This is a genomic window from Alcanivorax sp. IL2 (genome assembly GCF_047495475.1).
GTDB lineage: Bacteria > Pseudomonadota > Gammaproteobacteria > Pseudomonadales > Alcanivoracaceae > Alcanivorax.
Genome location: NZ_CP179932.1, coordinates 1,518,798 through 1,531,939, shown reverse-complemented (window position 1 = coordinate 1,531,939; position 13,142 = coordinate 1,518,798). Strand labels below are relative to the sequence as shown.

The following is a 13,142-nucleotide window of genomic DNA, read 5'->3' as shown; positions in this document are numbered from 1 at the left end:
GGTGTCATTTTTTGTCCAGCGAGTTGCTATCGTTGTGCCGTGTAGCCAGCCTACATAAGCAGCGATAGCAGCTCGCTGGGCGGAAAAGGGCCCAGCCCTTCGGGTTGTGGCCCAAAACGCGCCACTCGGCGTTGTTCGTCGTTCATTTGGAAAAACCAAACATCTCTCCTCACGTCTAGATTGGCACGTTTTGGGCCGCAACAGGGGCCACAAAAATAGCGGGAGCAGGCCCTAGTTAAAGTTCACCGCCGGCGCCTGATCCGCATCTTCCGCGGTGGCTTCATAGGTGTCGCGCATTTCCATGTCGCTGTACAGGAAGCTGTGCCACAGCCGCCCGGGGAAAGTCCGGATTTCGGTGTTGTACTGCTGCACGGCGGCGATGTAATCACGGCGCGCCACGCTAATGCGGTTTTCCGTGCCTTCCAGCTGCGATTGCAGCGCCAGGAAATTCTGGTTGGCTTTCAGGTCCGGGTAGCGTTCCGCCACCACCATCAACCGTTGCAGAGCCGAGCCGAGCTGGCGCTGGGCCTGCTCGAACTGTTTCAGTTTTTCCGGATTCTCGAGCATGCTGCCGTCCACCTGGATGGAGCCCACCTTGGCACGGGCCTCGGTCACGTCCACCAGCACTTCCCTCTCGTGACTGGCATAGCCCTTCACGGTGTTGACCAGGTTGGGGATCAGGTCTGCCCGGCGCTGATACTGGTTTTCCACCTGCGACCAGGCGGCTTTTACCTGTTCATCGTAGGTGGGGATGTTGTTGATGCCACAGCCGCTGAGCCAGCCGGCCAGCATGACCAGAAAAAGGCTACGCCAAAGTGTCATGGTTCTCTGCTCCTTCAATCCAGAATGACAGCGGTTCCTTGCGCTTGTCGTCGCGCAGGCTCGCCAGTAACTGCTGTTTTTCGCCACGGGTCAACCGCTTGAGACGGGCTTCCAGCCGTGAGGCCGAGGCCCGATCGCCGGCGGGCACCAGCAACACCGGCTGTACCGGCCGGCGGGCACGGGTGTACCGTGCGCCCTTGGGGCTGTAATTATGCTCGTGAAAACGCCGGGCCGGTTCGGTACTGATACCGGTATACAGTGTCTGGTCCGCACAGCGCAGCATATACACCCACCACTCTTGCATGGTTTTTACATCCCACTTTTTACTGGCTGCTATGATGCCAGAGACGTTCAAGACAACAAGGATGAAAAAATGATTACCTACCTTTACTGGTTTCTCGTTGCAGTACTCGTCATCGGTGCCCTGTTTGGCATCGGCGTGCGGCTGGGCAAATGGAAGCCGGCGCTGATTATTGCCGCCGTGATCTGGTTGGTGGCGACCCTGGCCTACTACTTCTGGCTGGAACAGATTTTTGTGAAACGCTTTGGCGGCACCATGAACATCAAGGTGCCTGAAGAGCAGTACCACATCGGTGCCACCTGGAAGGGCGACAACCTGTGGATCCAGAATTACGATCCGCAAACCAACGAGTGCATCTTCCAGGAATATTCCCGGGGCAACATGCTCGAAGGCAAGGTCGTGCTAAAGAACTGTGACCCGCTGCAGGGCACCGGCATGGTGCTGCCGAAAGACCCGGCGCTTAAGTAACCGCCTCTCAGTAGAGGGCGGGACCACCAGCGAATGCAGCTCCACAGATAGCCGCTTCGGTTCCGCCCCCTTCCCCTGTTCCGATGATGCGGCTACCCTTCCGCCTTTCACTGACCGGAACAGGACGCCCCATGAGCAATTCCCTTCAAACCCTGATGTTTGCCTTGAACCTGGTACCCGATGCCGTCGCCTTCGAGCAGGTGCAAGAGGTGATTGCCGAGCACTACACCTACACCCCTACCCGCTTTACCAACGGCAGTGGCGATGACCAGGTGGTGAATGAGGCCGGCAGCAACGAGGGATCCTGCAAGATTTTTGCCTTCGCCAAACTCAACAAGCTGTCAGACGCCCAGACCCTGGCCTGCTTCGGGCATTTCTATCGGCATGACGTTCAGGGCAACCCGGACGGCACCGATCACGCCAATATCCGCACCTTCATGCGCCACGGCCTGAGCCAGGTGCAATTCGATGGCGACGCCCTCGTTCCTCGATAATGTGACCCCCTTCGCGCCATCTTGATCAGCTTTCGTGAATCCTGTGCAGACAATTTCATGGAGAGATCATCATGGCGCGCTATCTGGGCCTGCTGTTTGCGTTGTTACTGACCCCCGTGGCTCACGCGGCGGACGGCTGTGCCGACGCTCTGGATACCACCGTCAGAAAGCTGCATTCCCAGCAGACGCTGGATCTGTGTGCCCTGACCCGCAACAAGCTGACGCTGGTGGTGAACACCGCCAGTCAGTGTGGCTACACCCCGCAGTTCAAGGATCTGGAGGCACTGTACCAGAGCTATCGGGAACAGGGGCTGATTGTGGTGGGCTTCCCCTCGGATGATTTCCGCCAGGAGCTGAACAGCGAGTCCGATACCGCGGAAGTCTGCTATGTGAACTACGGTGTGACCTTCCCCATGGCCGCCACCAGTTCGGTAAAGGGCGACACTGCCAACCCGGTATTCCAGGCCCTTGGCACCGCCACCCAGGCGCCGGGCTGGAATTTCAACAAGTACCTGGTAGCCGCAGACGGCTCCCTCATTCGCCATTTCCCGGCAGCGGCGGAGCCGCGCGGTGGTGAGCTGGAAGCGGCCATCCGCGATGCATTGAACCGGTGACCTCAGCCAGGAGGTAGATGCCTCCGGCGGAGGCTGATATTGTGAACGGTCACCCATTATTACCCGGCGGTGAGTCCTGTGAAGGTTCGCAGCAGTAAAGAACAGCAACGCCATCAGCTTGAGCGCGATATGGAGCGCTATCTGTCCAAGGGCGGAGAGATCAAGGAGATCCCCCGTGGCGTCAGTGGTACCGACCCTGTACACGGGAAAGGGCACCAGACTGTGCTGTTCAACGGCCCCCGCCAGCCCCAGCGCACCGATCTGAGCCAGGTGGCCGCCACCATCGACGCGCGCAAGCACAAACCCCGCCGTCAACGACTCACCCACCGCCCCACCCGCAAGCTGATTTATGATGATTTCGGTGAACCGCTACGCTGGGTGTGGCACGACTGATAACACCTTGAGAAGGATCTGCAATGAAACGGCTATTGCTGCTGGTATCCCTGTTTATGATGAGTCAGACCGCGTTCAGCGACATCATTGAAACCCAGGTCACCCTGCCCGACGATCTGGGCACCGGCGTCATGTACCTGAATGACAAACAGAAAAAACCCGGGCCCGGGGTGATCGTGATCCACGAATGGTGGGGCCTGAACGATTACGCCCGCGATCGCGCACGCATGCTGGCCCGGGCCGGTTACACCGCCCTGGCGGTGGACATGTACGGCACCGGCAAGGTAGCCACTCACCCGAAGGATGCGGAAGCCTTCATGAAATCCGCCATGGCCGAGCCGGAAAAGATGAACGCCCGCTTCGAAGCCGCCCGCAAGATGATGCTGAAACAGCAGCAGGTAGAAGCAGGCCGTCTGTTCGCCATCGGCTACTGCTTCGGCGGTGGCGTGGTACTGAACCAGGCCCGCATGGGTACCGACCTGGCCGGCGTGGCCAGCTTCCATGGCACCCTGGGCACAGACACTCCCGCCCAGCCGGGTGACATCAAGGCGCGCATTCTGGCCGCCACCGGCCAGGCCGACCCGATGATTCCTGCCGAACAGGTCACCGGTTTCGTCAAGGAAATGACCGAGGCCGGCGCCGACTTCCAGCTGCTCAGCTTCCCCGGCGTCAAGCACAGCTTCACCAACCCGAAGGCGGATGCGGTAGCGGAACGCTTCGACATGCCGGTGGGCTACGATGCCCATGCGGACCAGGTAAGCTGGAAAGCGCTGGTGGATTTCATCGAACATAAATCCCACGCGGAATAACCGCACCAGTTAGGGGCATTGCCGTTGGCAGTGCCCCGTCACTGCCCACCTTTCTGCCCGATTCGTTTTCCCTCTGCGCCAACCCCCTGATTTTCCTCAGCCTCACCACTTGGCATCCCCTTTGCTTTACCAAAAGAAGAGGAATCGAATGGCCACGTTGCCATTAGGGAGCCTCTAAGTGACTCCTTGCATGCTCAGTCTTTAAGGGGTCATTCAGAGGCTCCCAACTCAACACAAGTTGCACCAATAGACCGCTAGGGTTCCGGTCGCCTGCGCCAACAAACCGCGCGCAGCCGATGCCTGGTCCGAGAGCAGTCGACCTTCTTGCAGTCGTTTCGCAGCACATGCGGCTGAAGGTTACACGGCGGGACAAAAGCCCGGGAGGACACGATGACCGCGTTGTCATTGGATTCCTCATCGTCCGTAGCCAAGGAGGTCCGAGATGACCCTTTCCGTACGTAAGACCGCTGCCGTTGCAGCACTTGCCCTGTCCACATCCCTGATGCCGGTCACCGCACTGGCCAAAGATTCCTTCAGCGTCTGCTGGTCCATCTATGTGGGCTGGATGCCGTGGGATTACGGCGCCCAACAGAAGATCGTCGACAAGTGGGCCGACAAGTACGACATCGAGATTGATGTGGTACAGATCAACGACTACGTGGAATCCATCAACCAGTACACCGCCGGTGCCTATGACGGCTGCGCCATGACCAATATGGATGCGTTGACCATTCCCGCTGCCGGCGGCGTGGATTCCACCGCCCTGATCGTGGGCGACTTCTCCAACGGTAACGACGGCGTGGTGCTCAAGGGCACTGACAAGCTGGCCGACATCAAGGGCCAGCAGGTCAACCTGGTAGAACTGTCCGTTTCCCACTACCTGCTGGCCCGTGCCCTGGAAACCGTGGGGCTGACTGAGCGCGACCTGACCGTGGTGAATACCTCGGACGCAGATCTGGTGTCCGCCTTCACCACCAAAGGCGTCACCGCCGTGGCTACCTGGAACCCGCTGCTCAGCGAAATCACCGCCATGCCGGACAGCCACAAGGTGTTCGACTCCGCGCAGATCCCCGGTGAAATCATCGACCTGATGGTGGTCAACACCGACACTCTGGAAGCCAACCCGGATTTCGGCAAGGCGCTCACCGGTGCCTGGTACGAGATCATGGCCACCATGTCCGCCGATGATGAGGCCGGCAAGGCCGCCCGTACCTTCATGGCCAATGCCTCCGGTACCGACCTGGCCGGCTATGAAGCCCAGCTGGATTCCACCCGCATGTTCTACCAGCCCGCCGAGGCCGTGGCCTTCGTCAACAGCCCGGCACTGAAAGACACCATGCAGAAGGTGGCGGAATTTTCCTTCCAGCACGGTTTGTTGGGTGAAGGCGCTCCGGATGCCGGCTTTGTGGGTATCGAAACCCCGGCGGGCATCTATGGCAGCGACAGCAATGTAACGCTGCGCTTTATCCCGGATTACATGGCCATGGCAGCAGAAGGAAAGCTGTAACACCGCAAACACGTCGCACGCTGGCACGCACCACGCCAGCGTGCGGGGTCCGGCCTGTTGCGAATTCAATCACCGGGAATTGCCATGAAAAAACTGATCAACCGTCAACCGGGACGTGTCGGTGCCTGGGCACTGGGCCTGCTGCCCTTCGTGCTGCTGCTGATTGTCTATATGGTGGCCTCCGATGCACGCCTGACGGAAAACCCCAACGACAAATTGCTGCCGGCGCTGGGCAGTTTTGTGGACGCCATCCAGCGTATGGCATTCGAACCCAGCAAGCGCAGCGGCGACTATCTGTTGCTGAACGACACCCTGGCCAGCCTGCAACGGCTTGGCATCGGCGTGGCCATCAGTGCGCTGGTTGCCCTGGTGGTGGGGATCGGCAACGGCACCATTCCCTATATCCGCTCGACCCTGTCACCGCTGGTGACCGGCCTGTCACTGGTACCGCCCATGGCGATCCTGCCGGTGCTGTTCATTATTTTCGGCCTGGGTGAACTGGCCAAGGTAATGCTGATCATCATCGGCATTACCCCCTTTCTGATTCGTGATCTGCAGCAACGGGCGTTGGAAATTCCGGAAGAGCAGATCATCAAGCTACAAACCCTGGGCGCCAATACCTGGCAGATCATTACCCGCCTGGTATGGCCGCAACTGATGCCGCGATTGATCGGCGCCGTGCGGTTGTCCCTGGGCCCGGCCTGGCTGTTCCTGATCGCCGCCGAGGCCATCGCCGCCACCGAAGGGCTGGGCTATCGCATCTTCCTGGTACGGCGCTATCTGGCCATGGATGTGATTCTGCCCTATGTGGTGTGGATCACCCTGCTGGCCTTTGCCATCGACTTTCTTCTGCGTCGTTACTCGCAATGGCGCTACCCCTGGTTCCATCAACAGGCTCATTAAGGGAGATCCGTGGTAATGGCTATCATCGAAATGAAAAACCTGTGGAAGGAATACGGCGACCAGGTAGTGCTGGAACGCCTCAACGCCACCGTCCAGGAAGGTGAGTTCGTCACCATCGTCGGCGCCTCCGGCTGTGGCAAAACCTCCTTCCTGAAACTGCTGCTGGGCACCGAACAGGCCAGCCGTGGTGAACTGCTGCTGGATGGCCAGCCCCTGCCCGGCGAACCAGACGACAGTCGTGGCATCGTGTTCCAGCGCTACTCGGTACTCAACCATCTGACCGCCCTGGAAAACGTCATGCTCGGCGGCGAACTGCAGCACAGCCCCTGGCTGGGTTTCAGTTTTGGCAAGCGTCGCAAGCAACTACAAAAAGACGCCCTGGCCATGCTGGAAAGCGTGGGCCTCAGCCACGCCGTGGACAAATACCCCCATGAACTCTCCGGCGGCATGCAACAACGCCTGGCCCTGGCTCAGGCGCTGATCAAGAAACCCCGCATCCTGCTGCTGGACGAACCCTTCGGCGCCCTGGACCCGGGCATTCGTGCCGACATGCACAAGCTGGTGCTGTCGCTGTGGAAAGAACAGCGACTCACCGTGTTCATGATCACCCATGACATCAACGAAGGCTTTTACTTGGGTACCCGGCTGTGGGTGTTCGACAAGCCCCGCCTGGACCCGCAGGCCCCCGGTGCCTATGGCGCCCGGGTGACCTACGACCTGCCGGTGGGTGATTGCGAAAGCGGCACCCTGACAAACATAAATCGAAGCGTGGGCAATACCAGCCGCGTTCTCCACGACATCCTCTAAGGAGCGCCTGATGAGCGACAGTCTTTACACCACCATCCTGCCCGGCAGCGCCCACTGGTCGATGCGGGTACGCCGTGGCATGCAACTGCGATTTACCGACGTGGAAGGTGGCGCCAACCTGTCCCTGCTGATGTACAACCCGGAAGACCTGCTGGAACGCTACAACGCCCCGGACACCTTGAAAGGCCAGCACACCTTCAAGCTGACCCGGGGCAACTGCCTCTACTCGGACATGGGCCGGGTGTTTGCCTCCATGGTGGACGATGATTTCGGCTGGCACGACACCGTCTGCGGCACGCTCAGCGAAAAAAGTCTGAAGGAAAAATATCAGGCGCGCTCCTACCAGGATTGTCACAACCAGTGGACCCTGAGTGGCGAACACAGCTTCCTTACCGAACTGGCCAAGTACGGCCTGGGCGAACGGGACCTGGCCGCCAACCTGAATCTTTTTTCCAAAGTCATCACCGACGATGACGGCAACCTGATCTTCGATGCCAGCGCCGCCCGCGCCGGTGCCAGCGTCACCCTGCGCTTCGAGATGGACACCCTGGTGATCCTGCATACCTGCCCGCACCCGCTGAACCCGGCGGCAGACTATCCGATGAAACCGGTACAGGTAGAAATGCTCAAAGCCGCCCCGCTGGCCGACGACGATTACTGCAAACACTTTCGCCCGGAAAACGGCCGGGCCTTTGAAAACAATCGCCTGTACCACCTCGGTTTGTAACCCGCCGTAGGAGCGTCCCTGGCGGCGCGATCCAGAGGAGAGAAACATGATCAAAGAAAGCCCAAGACAACCGGAACAGGCCAGCTTCCGTGAAGTGGTCGCCGCCGGGGATTACTTCATTCACACGGTAAAAAAAGGCCAGACCGTTCGCCTGCTCGATCTGCAAGGCAACCAGGCCGCCGACACCCTGTTCTACAGCGCTGCCGACCCGGCGGAACGCTACAGCGCCATGGACACCATTCGCGAGCAGGGCAACGTCTACCTCACCGCCGGTAGCGTGCTGATGTCCAACCGCATCAACCCGCTGCTGGAAATCGTCGCCGATACCTGTGGTCGCCACGACACCCTCGGCGGCGCCTGTGCCACGGAAAGCAACACCGTGCGCTACGACCTGGAAAAGCGCTGCATGCATGCCTGCCGGGACAGCTGGATGCTGGCCGTCAACCAGCACCCGGAGTTTGATCTGGGCAAACGGGACATCACCCATAACATCAACTTCTTCATGAATGTGCCGGTCACCGCCGACGGCGGCCTCACCTTCGAGGACGGCATTTCCGCCCCGGGAAAATATGTGGAACTGACCGCCTGCATGGATGTGGTAATGCTGATTTCCAACTGCCCGCAGCTCAACAATCCCTGCAACGGCTACAACCCCACACCCATTGAAGTGCTGATCTGGAATCACTGATTTATCCGCATTTCCCCGGGGACGACCCCGGCGGCCAGAGAATGCCATGACGGGACGACCCGTCAGCCGTCAAAGAGACATCGCCATGTTCAACAAAGTGTTGATTGCCAATCGCGGCGCCATTGCCACCCGTGTTATTGCCACCCTGAAAAAACTCGGCGTTACCGCCGTGGCCGTCTATGCGGAAGCAGACCGGGATTCCCTGCATGTGACCCAGGCCGACGAGGCCTACTGTCTGGGTGAAGGCAGCGCCCGCGACACCTATCTGAATCAGGATGCCCTGTTTGCCCTGATGGAACAGCACGGCATCGAGGCGGTGCACCCGGGCTACGGGTTTCTCAGTGAAAACCCGGATTTTGTGCAGGGCTGCGAAGCCCGTGGCATTGCCTTTATCGGCCCGACGCCACAACAGATGGACACCTTCGGCCTGAAACACACTGCCCGTGCTTTGGCGGAAAACACCGGTGTGCCCTTACTGCCCGGCACCGATCTGCTCAAGGACAAAAACACCGCGCTACAGGCCGCCGAACAGATCGGCTACCCGGTGATGCTGAAAAGCACCGCCGGTGGTGGTGGCATCGGCATGCAAATCTGTGAAAACGCCGACAGCCTGGACAAAGCCTGGGATACCGTGCGCCGATTGAGCGCCAACAACTTTTCCAACGATGGCGTTTTTATCGAAAAATATATCGCCCGTGCCCGTCATATCGAGGTGCAGGTTTTCGGTGATGGTCAAGGCCATGCGGTCACCCTCGGCGAGCGCGATTGCTCCGCCCAGCGCCGCCACCAGAAAGTGCTGGAAGAAACCCCCGCCCCCAACCTACCCGATGCGGTTCGCAGCGAACTGCAGGCCACCGCCAAGGCACTTATGGAAGCAGTCAGCTACCGTAATGCCGGCACCGTGGAATTCATTCTCGACCAGGACAGCAACGCCTTTTATTTTCTGGAAGTGAATACCCGCCTGCAGGTGGAGCACGGCGTCACCGAACAGGTTTACGGCGTAGACCTGGTGGAATGGATGCTGAAACTGGCCGCCGGTGAGTTGCCATCGCTGGATACCCTGGCCGCCAACCTGACCGTGTGCGGCCATGCCATCCAGGCGCGGCTGTATGCGGAAGATCCCAACAAGGATTTCCAACCCAGCGCCGGCCTGCTTACCGCTGTCACCTTTCCCCAGGCCGACGGCCTGGCACTGCGTATTGATCACTGGATCGAAGCCGGGCTCACCATCTCGCCTCTGTTCGACCCCATGCTGGCCAAGGTGATTGTTCATGAAGCCAGCCGCGACGCGGCGCTGGCCGCCCTGGACAAGAGCCTGGAAGAAACCCGTATCGAAGGCATCGAAACCAATCGTGATTATCTGCGCAGTATTCTTGCCGACCCGGTGTTTGCCGACGGCCAGATGACCACCCGCTATCTCAACGACTTCACCTACCAGCCGTTCACTCTGGACGTGCTGGCCGGCGGCACCCTGACCACGGTGCAGGATTACCCCGGGCGCAGTGGTTACTGGCCGGTGGGCGTGCCGCCGTCTGGCCCTTTCGATGCCCTGAGTTTTCGTTTGGGCAATCGCCTGCTGGGCAACGAGGAAAAGGCGGCGGGGCTGGAGTTCACTCTCAACGGCCCGACCCTGAAATTTAATCAGGCCACCCGCATCGCCCTCACCGGGGCAGACATGCAGGCAACCCTGGATGGCAACCCGGTTCCCGGTTATACCGCCATTGCCATACAGCCGGGCCAGACCCTGAAGCTGGGCAAGGTGGTCGGCGAAGGCGCCCGTGCCTACCTGGCCATTGCCGGTGGCATCCAGTGCTCCCCTTATCTGGGCTCGCGCAGCACCTTTACCCTGGGCCAGTTCGGTGGCCATGGGGGTCGCGCCCTGCGCACCGGAGATGTGCTGCACTTCTCCCCCGACAACGGCGCCGCCAGCGATCTTGTGGTGCCGGAGAATCTGAAGCCAGCGCTGAACAACCAGTGGACCCTGCGCGTGATCTACGGCCCCCACGGTGCGCCGGACTTCTTTACCGACGACGACATGGCCATGTTCTTCAGCACCGACTGGCAGGTGCACTACAACTCCAGCCGCACCGGCGTGCGCCTTGTCGGCCCCAAACCCGGCTGGGCCCGCAGTGACGGCGGCGAAGCCGGCATGCACCCGTCCAATATCCATGACAATGCCTACGCTGTGGGCACGGTGGATTTCACCGGTGACATGCCGGTGATCCTGGGCCCGGACGGCCCCTCCCTGGGCGGCTTTGTCTGCCCGGCCACGGTGATCCTGGCGGACCGCTGGAAACTGGGTCAGTTGAAGGCCGGCGACACCCTGCGCTTTGAGGCTATCAGCCTGGCCAATGCGGATGCGCTGGCCGCAGAACAGGACGCCTGTGTGGCCGCCCTGAGCGCACCGCAACAACAGGTCAACCCGGCTGCGATCACCACCCCGATTCTTAACCGCCTGAGTGAAAGCGACGCCGGTGTGGAGGTGGTCTATCGAGCCGCCGGCGACCGTTACCTGCTGGTGGAATACGGCCCGCTGGTGCTGGACCTGCGCCTGCGATTCCGTGCCCATGCGCTGATGCTATGGCTGCAGGAACAGCAACTCGATGGCGTCATCGAACTGACCCCGGGCATTCGCTCCCTGCAGATTCATTTCGATCCGCGGCAACTGCCCCGCACTGATCTGCTGGAAAAGCTGGCCCAGGCAGAACATGCCCTGCAACAGCAGGATGATCTGGAAGTGCCCTCGCGTATCGTCCATATCCCGTTAAGCTGGGATGACGAGGCCTGCCATCAGGCCATCGAGAAATACATGCAGTCGGTGCGCAAGGATGCGCCCTGGTGTCCGTCCAACCTGGAATTCATTCGCCGCATCAACGGCCTCGACAGTATCGATGAGGTTAAGAACATTCTGTTCAGTGCCCGCTATGTGGTGATGGGACTGGGCGATGTGTACCTGGGCGCGCCGGTGGCCACCCCTTACGATCCCCGCCACCGGCTGGTGACCACCAAGTACAACCCGGCCCGCACCTGGACTGCGGAAAACTCCGTGGGCATCGGCGGCGCCTACCTGTGCGTGTATGGCATGGAAGGCCCCGGCGGTTACCAGTTTGTCGGCCGCACCCTGCAGATGTGGAACCGTTACCGGCAGACCGAAGCGTTTGATCAGCCCTGGCTACTACGCTTCTTCGATCAGATTCGTTTCTATGAGGTGAGCCACGAGGAACTCAATCAGATTCGCCGGGATTTCCCCAAGGGTCAGTACCCGATCCGCATCGAAGAGACCACCTTCAGCCAGAAGGACTACCAGCAGTTTCTGGATGACAACCAGCAGGACATCACCACCTTCACTGATGCCCGTAACCGGGCCTTCGATGAAGAACTGCAACGCTGGGTGGCCAGCGGCCAGATCAACTTCCAGTCCGAGCAGGATCTGGATGCGGACAACAGCGACGAGTCGGTGGAAGGCACCCCGGTGGAATCGCCGGTGGCCGGCAACATCTGGAAGCTGAACGTGGCCGAAGGCGATACTGTGCAGGAAGGCGATGTGGTGGCGGTGCTGGAATCCATGAAGATGGAAATCGAGATCAGCGCCCCGCAGAGCGGTAAGGTGGTTGCCATCACCCGCCAGGAAGGCCAGCAGATCAATGCCGGCCAGGCGATCATGGTGCTGGACTGAAGCGATCAGACATCCCCCCCTCTCCTCTCAAGGGCGGAGAGGGAAGGATTGAAGGTCAGGCTCGGCGCCTGGCCATTACCATCGCAGCATTCGCACCAAGCCAGACCGGTTCAACCGCCTTCATTACTGGCCTCCTGACGACGGGGGCGGCGCACCAGTTCCCCCCGGCAATTGGGGCAACGGCTGGCATGAACGGTGCAACAATCCACACAGTAAGTGCATTCGTAGGAACAGATGTAAGCTTCTGCCTGGGCCGGCAGGGAACGCTGGCAGGTCTCGCACTGTGTTTTCATTTTCAGCATGGAATGTCCTTGCAGGCTGCTAATGAGCCTTCACTTTCTGTTTGTTGCAGCGTTCGCAACGATACACCGTCACCAGCTTTCCCTGCTTCACATCGAATTGCTTGTCCTTGCACACCACCCACTTATGAAAGCCATGCTGGCACATGCCTTTGCGCGGGGTTTTCTTTTCCGGTTTTTTGAACGGCAGAATATCGCCCATGACCACATTACATCTTGATAACGATCCACCGAGGATAGCGTAATTTCCCCTTCAAAGCGCCAATAGCAAGCCGGTGCCCAGCGCGGCCTCACCGACAAGAAACAGGGCCGGAAACCGCTCCAGTCGACCATCAATTCCCCAGGCGACCAGGCGACCCATCGCCATACCCAGCAGGGCCACGCCGACCGTCAACACCACCCCCGGCTGCCAGTGCGGCCAATGGCCACTCAATAACAGCAGGGCGCCCATGGCGACACCAAACCCTCCATACACGGCTCTGGCTTCGTTGCGCGCGGCCATGGGTAATGTGGGCAGGTCCACCATTCGGGTGATGCTTTGCGGAGCGATCAGCGCCAGCAGGCCCATGGCGAGAAAGGCGATTGCAGTAATCAGGATCATCGGTAATTCCCCTATTCAGATAGCGGTAGCCGG

The 13,142-nt window shown here is 60.0% G+C and carries 16 protein-coding genes and 1 riboswitch; of the genes, 11 read left to right on the top strand and 5 right to left on the bottom strand.

What is annotated here, in order from left to right:
• Positions 1 to 231: 231 nt before the first annotated feature.
• The gene (locus ACMG4N_RS07210; RefSeq protein ID WP_297770616.1) at positions 232 to 822 is read right to left on the bottom strand and encodes a LemA family protein; all 591 of its coding nucleotides are present in this window, start codon (positions 820 to 822) and stop codon (positions 232 to 234) included.
• Entirely contained in the window at positions 806 to 1,126 is a 321-nt protein-coding gene (locus ACMG4N_RS07205) for a GIY-YIG nuclease family protein (protein WP_414433177.1), read from the bottom strand. The genes ACMG4N_RS07210 and ACMG4N_RS07205 overlap by 17 nt, the downstream gene beginning before the upstream one ends.
• Positions 1,127 to 1,195: 69 nt before the next feature.
• Between ACMG4N_RS07205 and ACMG4N_RS07200 the strand changes: the two genes are divergently transcribed.
• The 11 genes from ACMG4N_RS07200 to uca all read left to right on the top strand — a co-directional run bounded on the left by ACMG4N_RS07200 (position 1,196) and on the right by uca (position 12,209).
• Positions 1,196 to 1,591, top strand: a complete 396-nt coding sequence (locus tag ACMG4N_RS07200) for a hypothetical protein (RefSeq protein ID WP_297770610.1) — start codon at positions 1,196 to 1,198, stop codon at positions 1,589 to 1,591.
• Between the two features lie 131 nt (positions 1,592 to 1,722).
• A complete protein-coding gene (locus ACMG4N_RS07195) occupies positions 1,723 to 2,085 on the top strand; it encodes a HopJ type III effector protein (RefSeq protein WP_414433176.1) in 363 nt (120 codons plus the stop codon).
• Positions 2,086 to 2,156: 71 nt separating this feature from the next.
• Positions 2,157 to 2,699 (top strand): glutathione peroxidase, encoded by a 543-nt coding sequence (locus ACMG4N_RS07190; protein ID WP_414433175.1) that lies wholly within the window; start codon positions 2,157 to 2,159, stop codon positions 2,697 to 2,699.
• A 78-nt stretch (positions 2,700 to 2,777) separates the two neighbouring features.
• Positions 2,778 to 3,092, top strand: a complete 315-nt coding sequence (locus ACMG4N_RS07185; RefSeq protein ID WP_035249130.1) for a hypothetical protein — start codon at positions 2,778 to 2,780, stop codon at positions 3,090 to 3,092.
• Between the two features lie 23 nt (positions 3,093 to 3,115).
• The gene (locus tag ACMG4N_RS07180; protein WP_414433174.1) at positions 3,116 to 3,901 is read left to right on the top strand and encodes a dienelactone hydrolase family protein; all 786 of its coding nucleotides are present in this window, start codon (positions 3,116 to 3,118) and stop codon (positions 3,899 to 3,901) included.
• Positions 3,902 to 4,144: 243 nt separating this feature from the next.
• A riboswitch (guanidine-I (ykkC/yxkD leader) is annotated at positions 4,145 to 4,287 on the top strand.
• 56 nt (positions 4,288 to 4,343) lie between these two features.
• A complete protein-coding gene (locus tag ACMG4N_RS07175; protein WP_414433173.1) occupies positions 4,344 to 5,408 on the top strand; it encodes a putative urea ABC transporter substrate-binding protein in 1,065 nt (354 codons plus the stop codon).
• Positions 5,409 to 5,492: 84 nt separating this feature from the next.
• Positions 5,493 to 6,311: an ABC transporter permease gene (locus ACMG4N_RS07170; protein ID WP_035249136.1), complete on the top strand. Its 819-nt coding sequence runs from the start codon at positions 5,493 to 5,495 to the stop codon at positions 6,309 to 6,311.
• 15 nt (positions 6,312 to 6,326) lie between these two features.
• Positions 6,327 to 7,118 carry an ABC transporter ATP-binding protein gene (locus ACMG4N_RS07165; RefSeq protein ID WP_035249140.1) on the top strand — a complete coding sequence of 264 codons (792 nt, stop codon included), beginning with the start codon at positions 6,327 to 6,329 and terminating at the stop codon, positions 7,116 to 7,118.
• Between the two features lie 10 nt (positions 7,119 to 7,128).
• The gene (locus ACMG4N_RS07160; RefSeq protein WP_414433172.1) at positions 7,129 to 7,845 is read left to right on the top strand and encodes an urea amidolyase associated protein UAAP1; all 717 of its coding nucleotides are present in this window, start codon (positions 7,129 to 7,131) and stop codon (positions 7,843 to 7,845) included.
• 46 nt (positions 7,846 to 7,891) lie between these two features.
• Positions 7,892 to 8,533, top strand: coding sequence for an urea amidolyase associated protein UAAP2 (locus tag ACMG4N_RS07155; protein WP_297770588.1), 642 nt, complete (start codon positions 7,892 to 7,894; stop codon positions 8,531 to 8,533).
• A gap of 85 nt (positions 8,534 to 8,618) precedes the next feature.
• On the top strand, positions 8,619 to 12,209 hold the full coding sequence (gene uca, locus ACMG4N_RS07150) for an urea carboxylase (RefSeq protein ID WP_414433307.1): 3,591 nt from the start codon (positions 8,619 to 8,621) through the stop codon (positions 12,207 to 12,209).
• Between the two features lie 110 nt (positions 12,210 to 12,319).
• Here uca and ACMG4N_RS07145 read toward each other — a convergent pair whose 3' ends face one another.
• From ACMG4N_RS07145 to ACMG4N_RS07135, 3 genes are read right to left on the bottom strand one after another with little or no spacing between them, the layout of a single operon-like run.
• A complete protein-coding gene (locus tag ACMG4N_RS07145; RefSeq protein ID WP_035249149.1) occupies positions 12,320 to 12,511 on the bottom strand; it encodes a DUF1272 domain-containing protein in 192 nt (63 codons plus the stop codon).
• 19 nt (positions 12,512 to 12,530) lie between these two features.
• Positions 12,531 to 12,710 (bottom strand): hypothetical protein, encoded by a 180-nt coding sequence (locus ACMG4N_RS07140; RefSeq protein ID WP_035249151.1) that lies wholly within the window; start codon positions 12,708 to 12,710, stop codon positions 12,531 to 12,533.
• A gap of 51 nt (positions 12,711 to 12,761) precedes the next feature.
• Positions 12,762 to 13,109, bottom strand: coding sequence for a DUF4345 family protein (locus tag ACMG4N_RS07135; RefSeq protein WP_414433171.1), 348 nt, complete (start codon positions 13,107 to 13,109; stop codon positions 12,762 to 12,764).
• Between the last annotated feature and the right edge of the window lie 33 nt (positions 13,110 to 13,142).

Coding starts and splice junctions, on each gene's coding strand:
- ACMG4N_RS07210 (WP_297770616.1), bottom strand. CDS start 822: ATGACACTTTGGCGTAGCCTTTTTCTGGTCATGCTGGCCGGCTGGCTC.
- ACMG4N_RS07205 (WP_414433177.1), bottom strand. CDS start 1,126: ATGCAAGAGTGGTGGGTGTATATGCTGCGCTGTGCGGACCAGACACTG.
- ACMG4N_RS07200 (WP_297770610.1), top strand. CDS start 1,196: ATGATTACCTACCTTTACTGGTTTCTCGTTGCAGTACTCGTCATCGGT.
- ACMG4N_RS07195 (WP_414433176.1), top strand. CDS start 1,723: ATGAGCAATTCCCTTCAAACCCTGATGTTTGCCTTGAACCTGGTACCC.
- ACMG4N_RS07190 (WP_414433175.1), top strand. CDS start 2,157: ATGGCGCGCTATCTGGGCCTGCTGTTTGCGTTGTTACTGACCCCCGTG.
- ACMG4N_RS07180 (WP_414433174.1), top strand. CDS start 3,116: ATGAAACGGCTATTGCTGCTGGTATCCCTGTTTATGATGAGTCAGACC.
- ACMG4N_RS07175 (WP_414433173.1), top strand. CDS start 4,344: ATGACCCTTTCCGTACGTAAGACCGCTGCCGTTGCAGCACTTGCCCTG.
- ACMG4N_RS07170 (WP_035249136.1), top strand. CDS start 5,493: ATGAAAAAACTGATCAACCGTCAACCGGGACGTGTCGGTGCCTGGGCA.
- ACMG4N_RS07165 (WP_035249140.1), top strand. CDS start 6,327: ATGGCTATCATCGAAATGAAAAACCTGTGGAAGGAATACGGCGACCAG.
- ACMG4N_RS07160 (WP_414433172.1), top strand. CDS start 7,129: ATGAGCGACAGTCTTTACACCACCATCCTGCCCGGCAGCGCCCACTGG.
- ACMG4N_RS07155 (WP_297770588.1), top strand. CDS start 7,892: ATGATCAAAGAAAGCCCAAGACAACCGGAACAGGCCAGCTTCCGTGAA.
- uca (WP_414433307.1), top strand. CDS start 8,619: ATGTTCAACAAAGTGTTGATTGCCAATCGCGGCGCCATTGCCACCCGT.
- ACMG4N_RS07145 (WP_035249149.1), bottom strand. CDS start 12,511: ATGCTGAAAATGAAAACACAGTGCGAGACCTGCCAGCGTTCCCTGCCG.
- ACMG4N_RS07140 (WP_035249151.1), bottom strand. CDS start 12,710: ATGGGCGATATTCTGCCGTTCAAAAAACCGGAAAAGAAAACCCCGCGC.
- ACMG4N_RS07135 (WP_414433171.1), bottom strand. CDS start 13,109: ATGATCCTGATTACTGCAATCGCCTTTCTCGCCATGGGCCTGCTGGCG.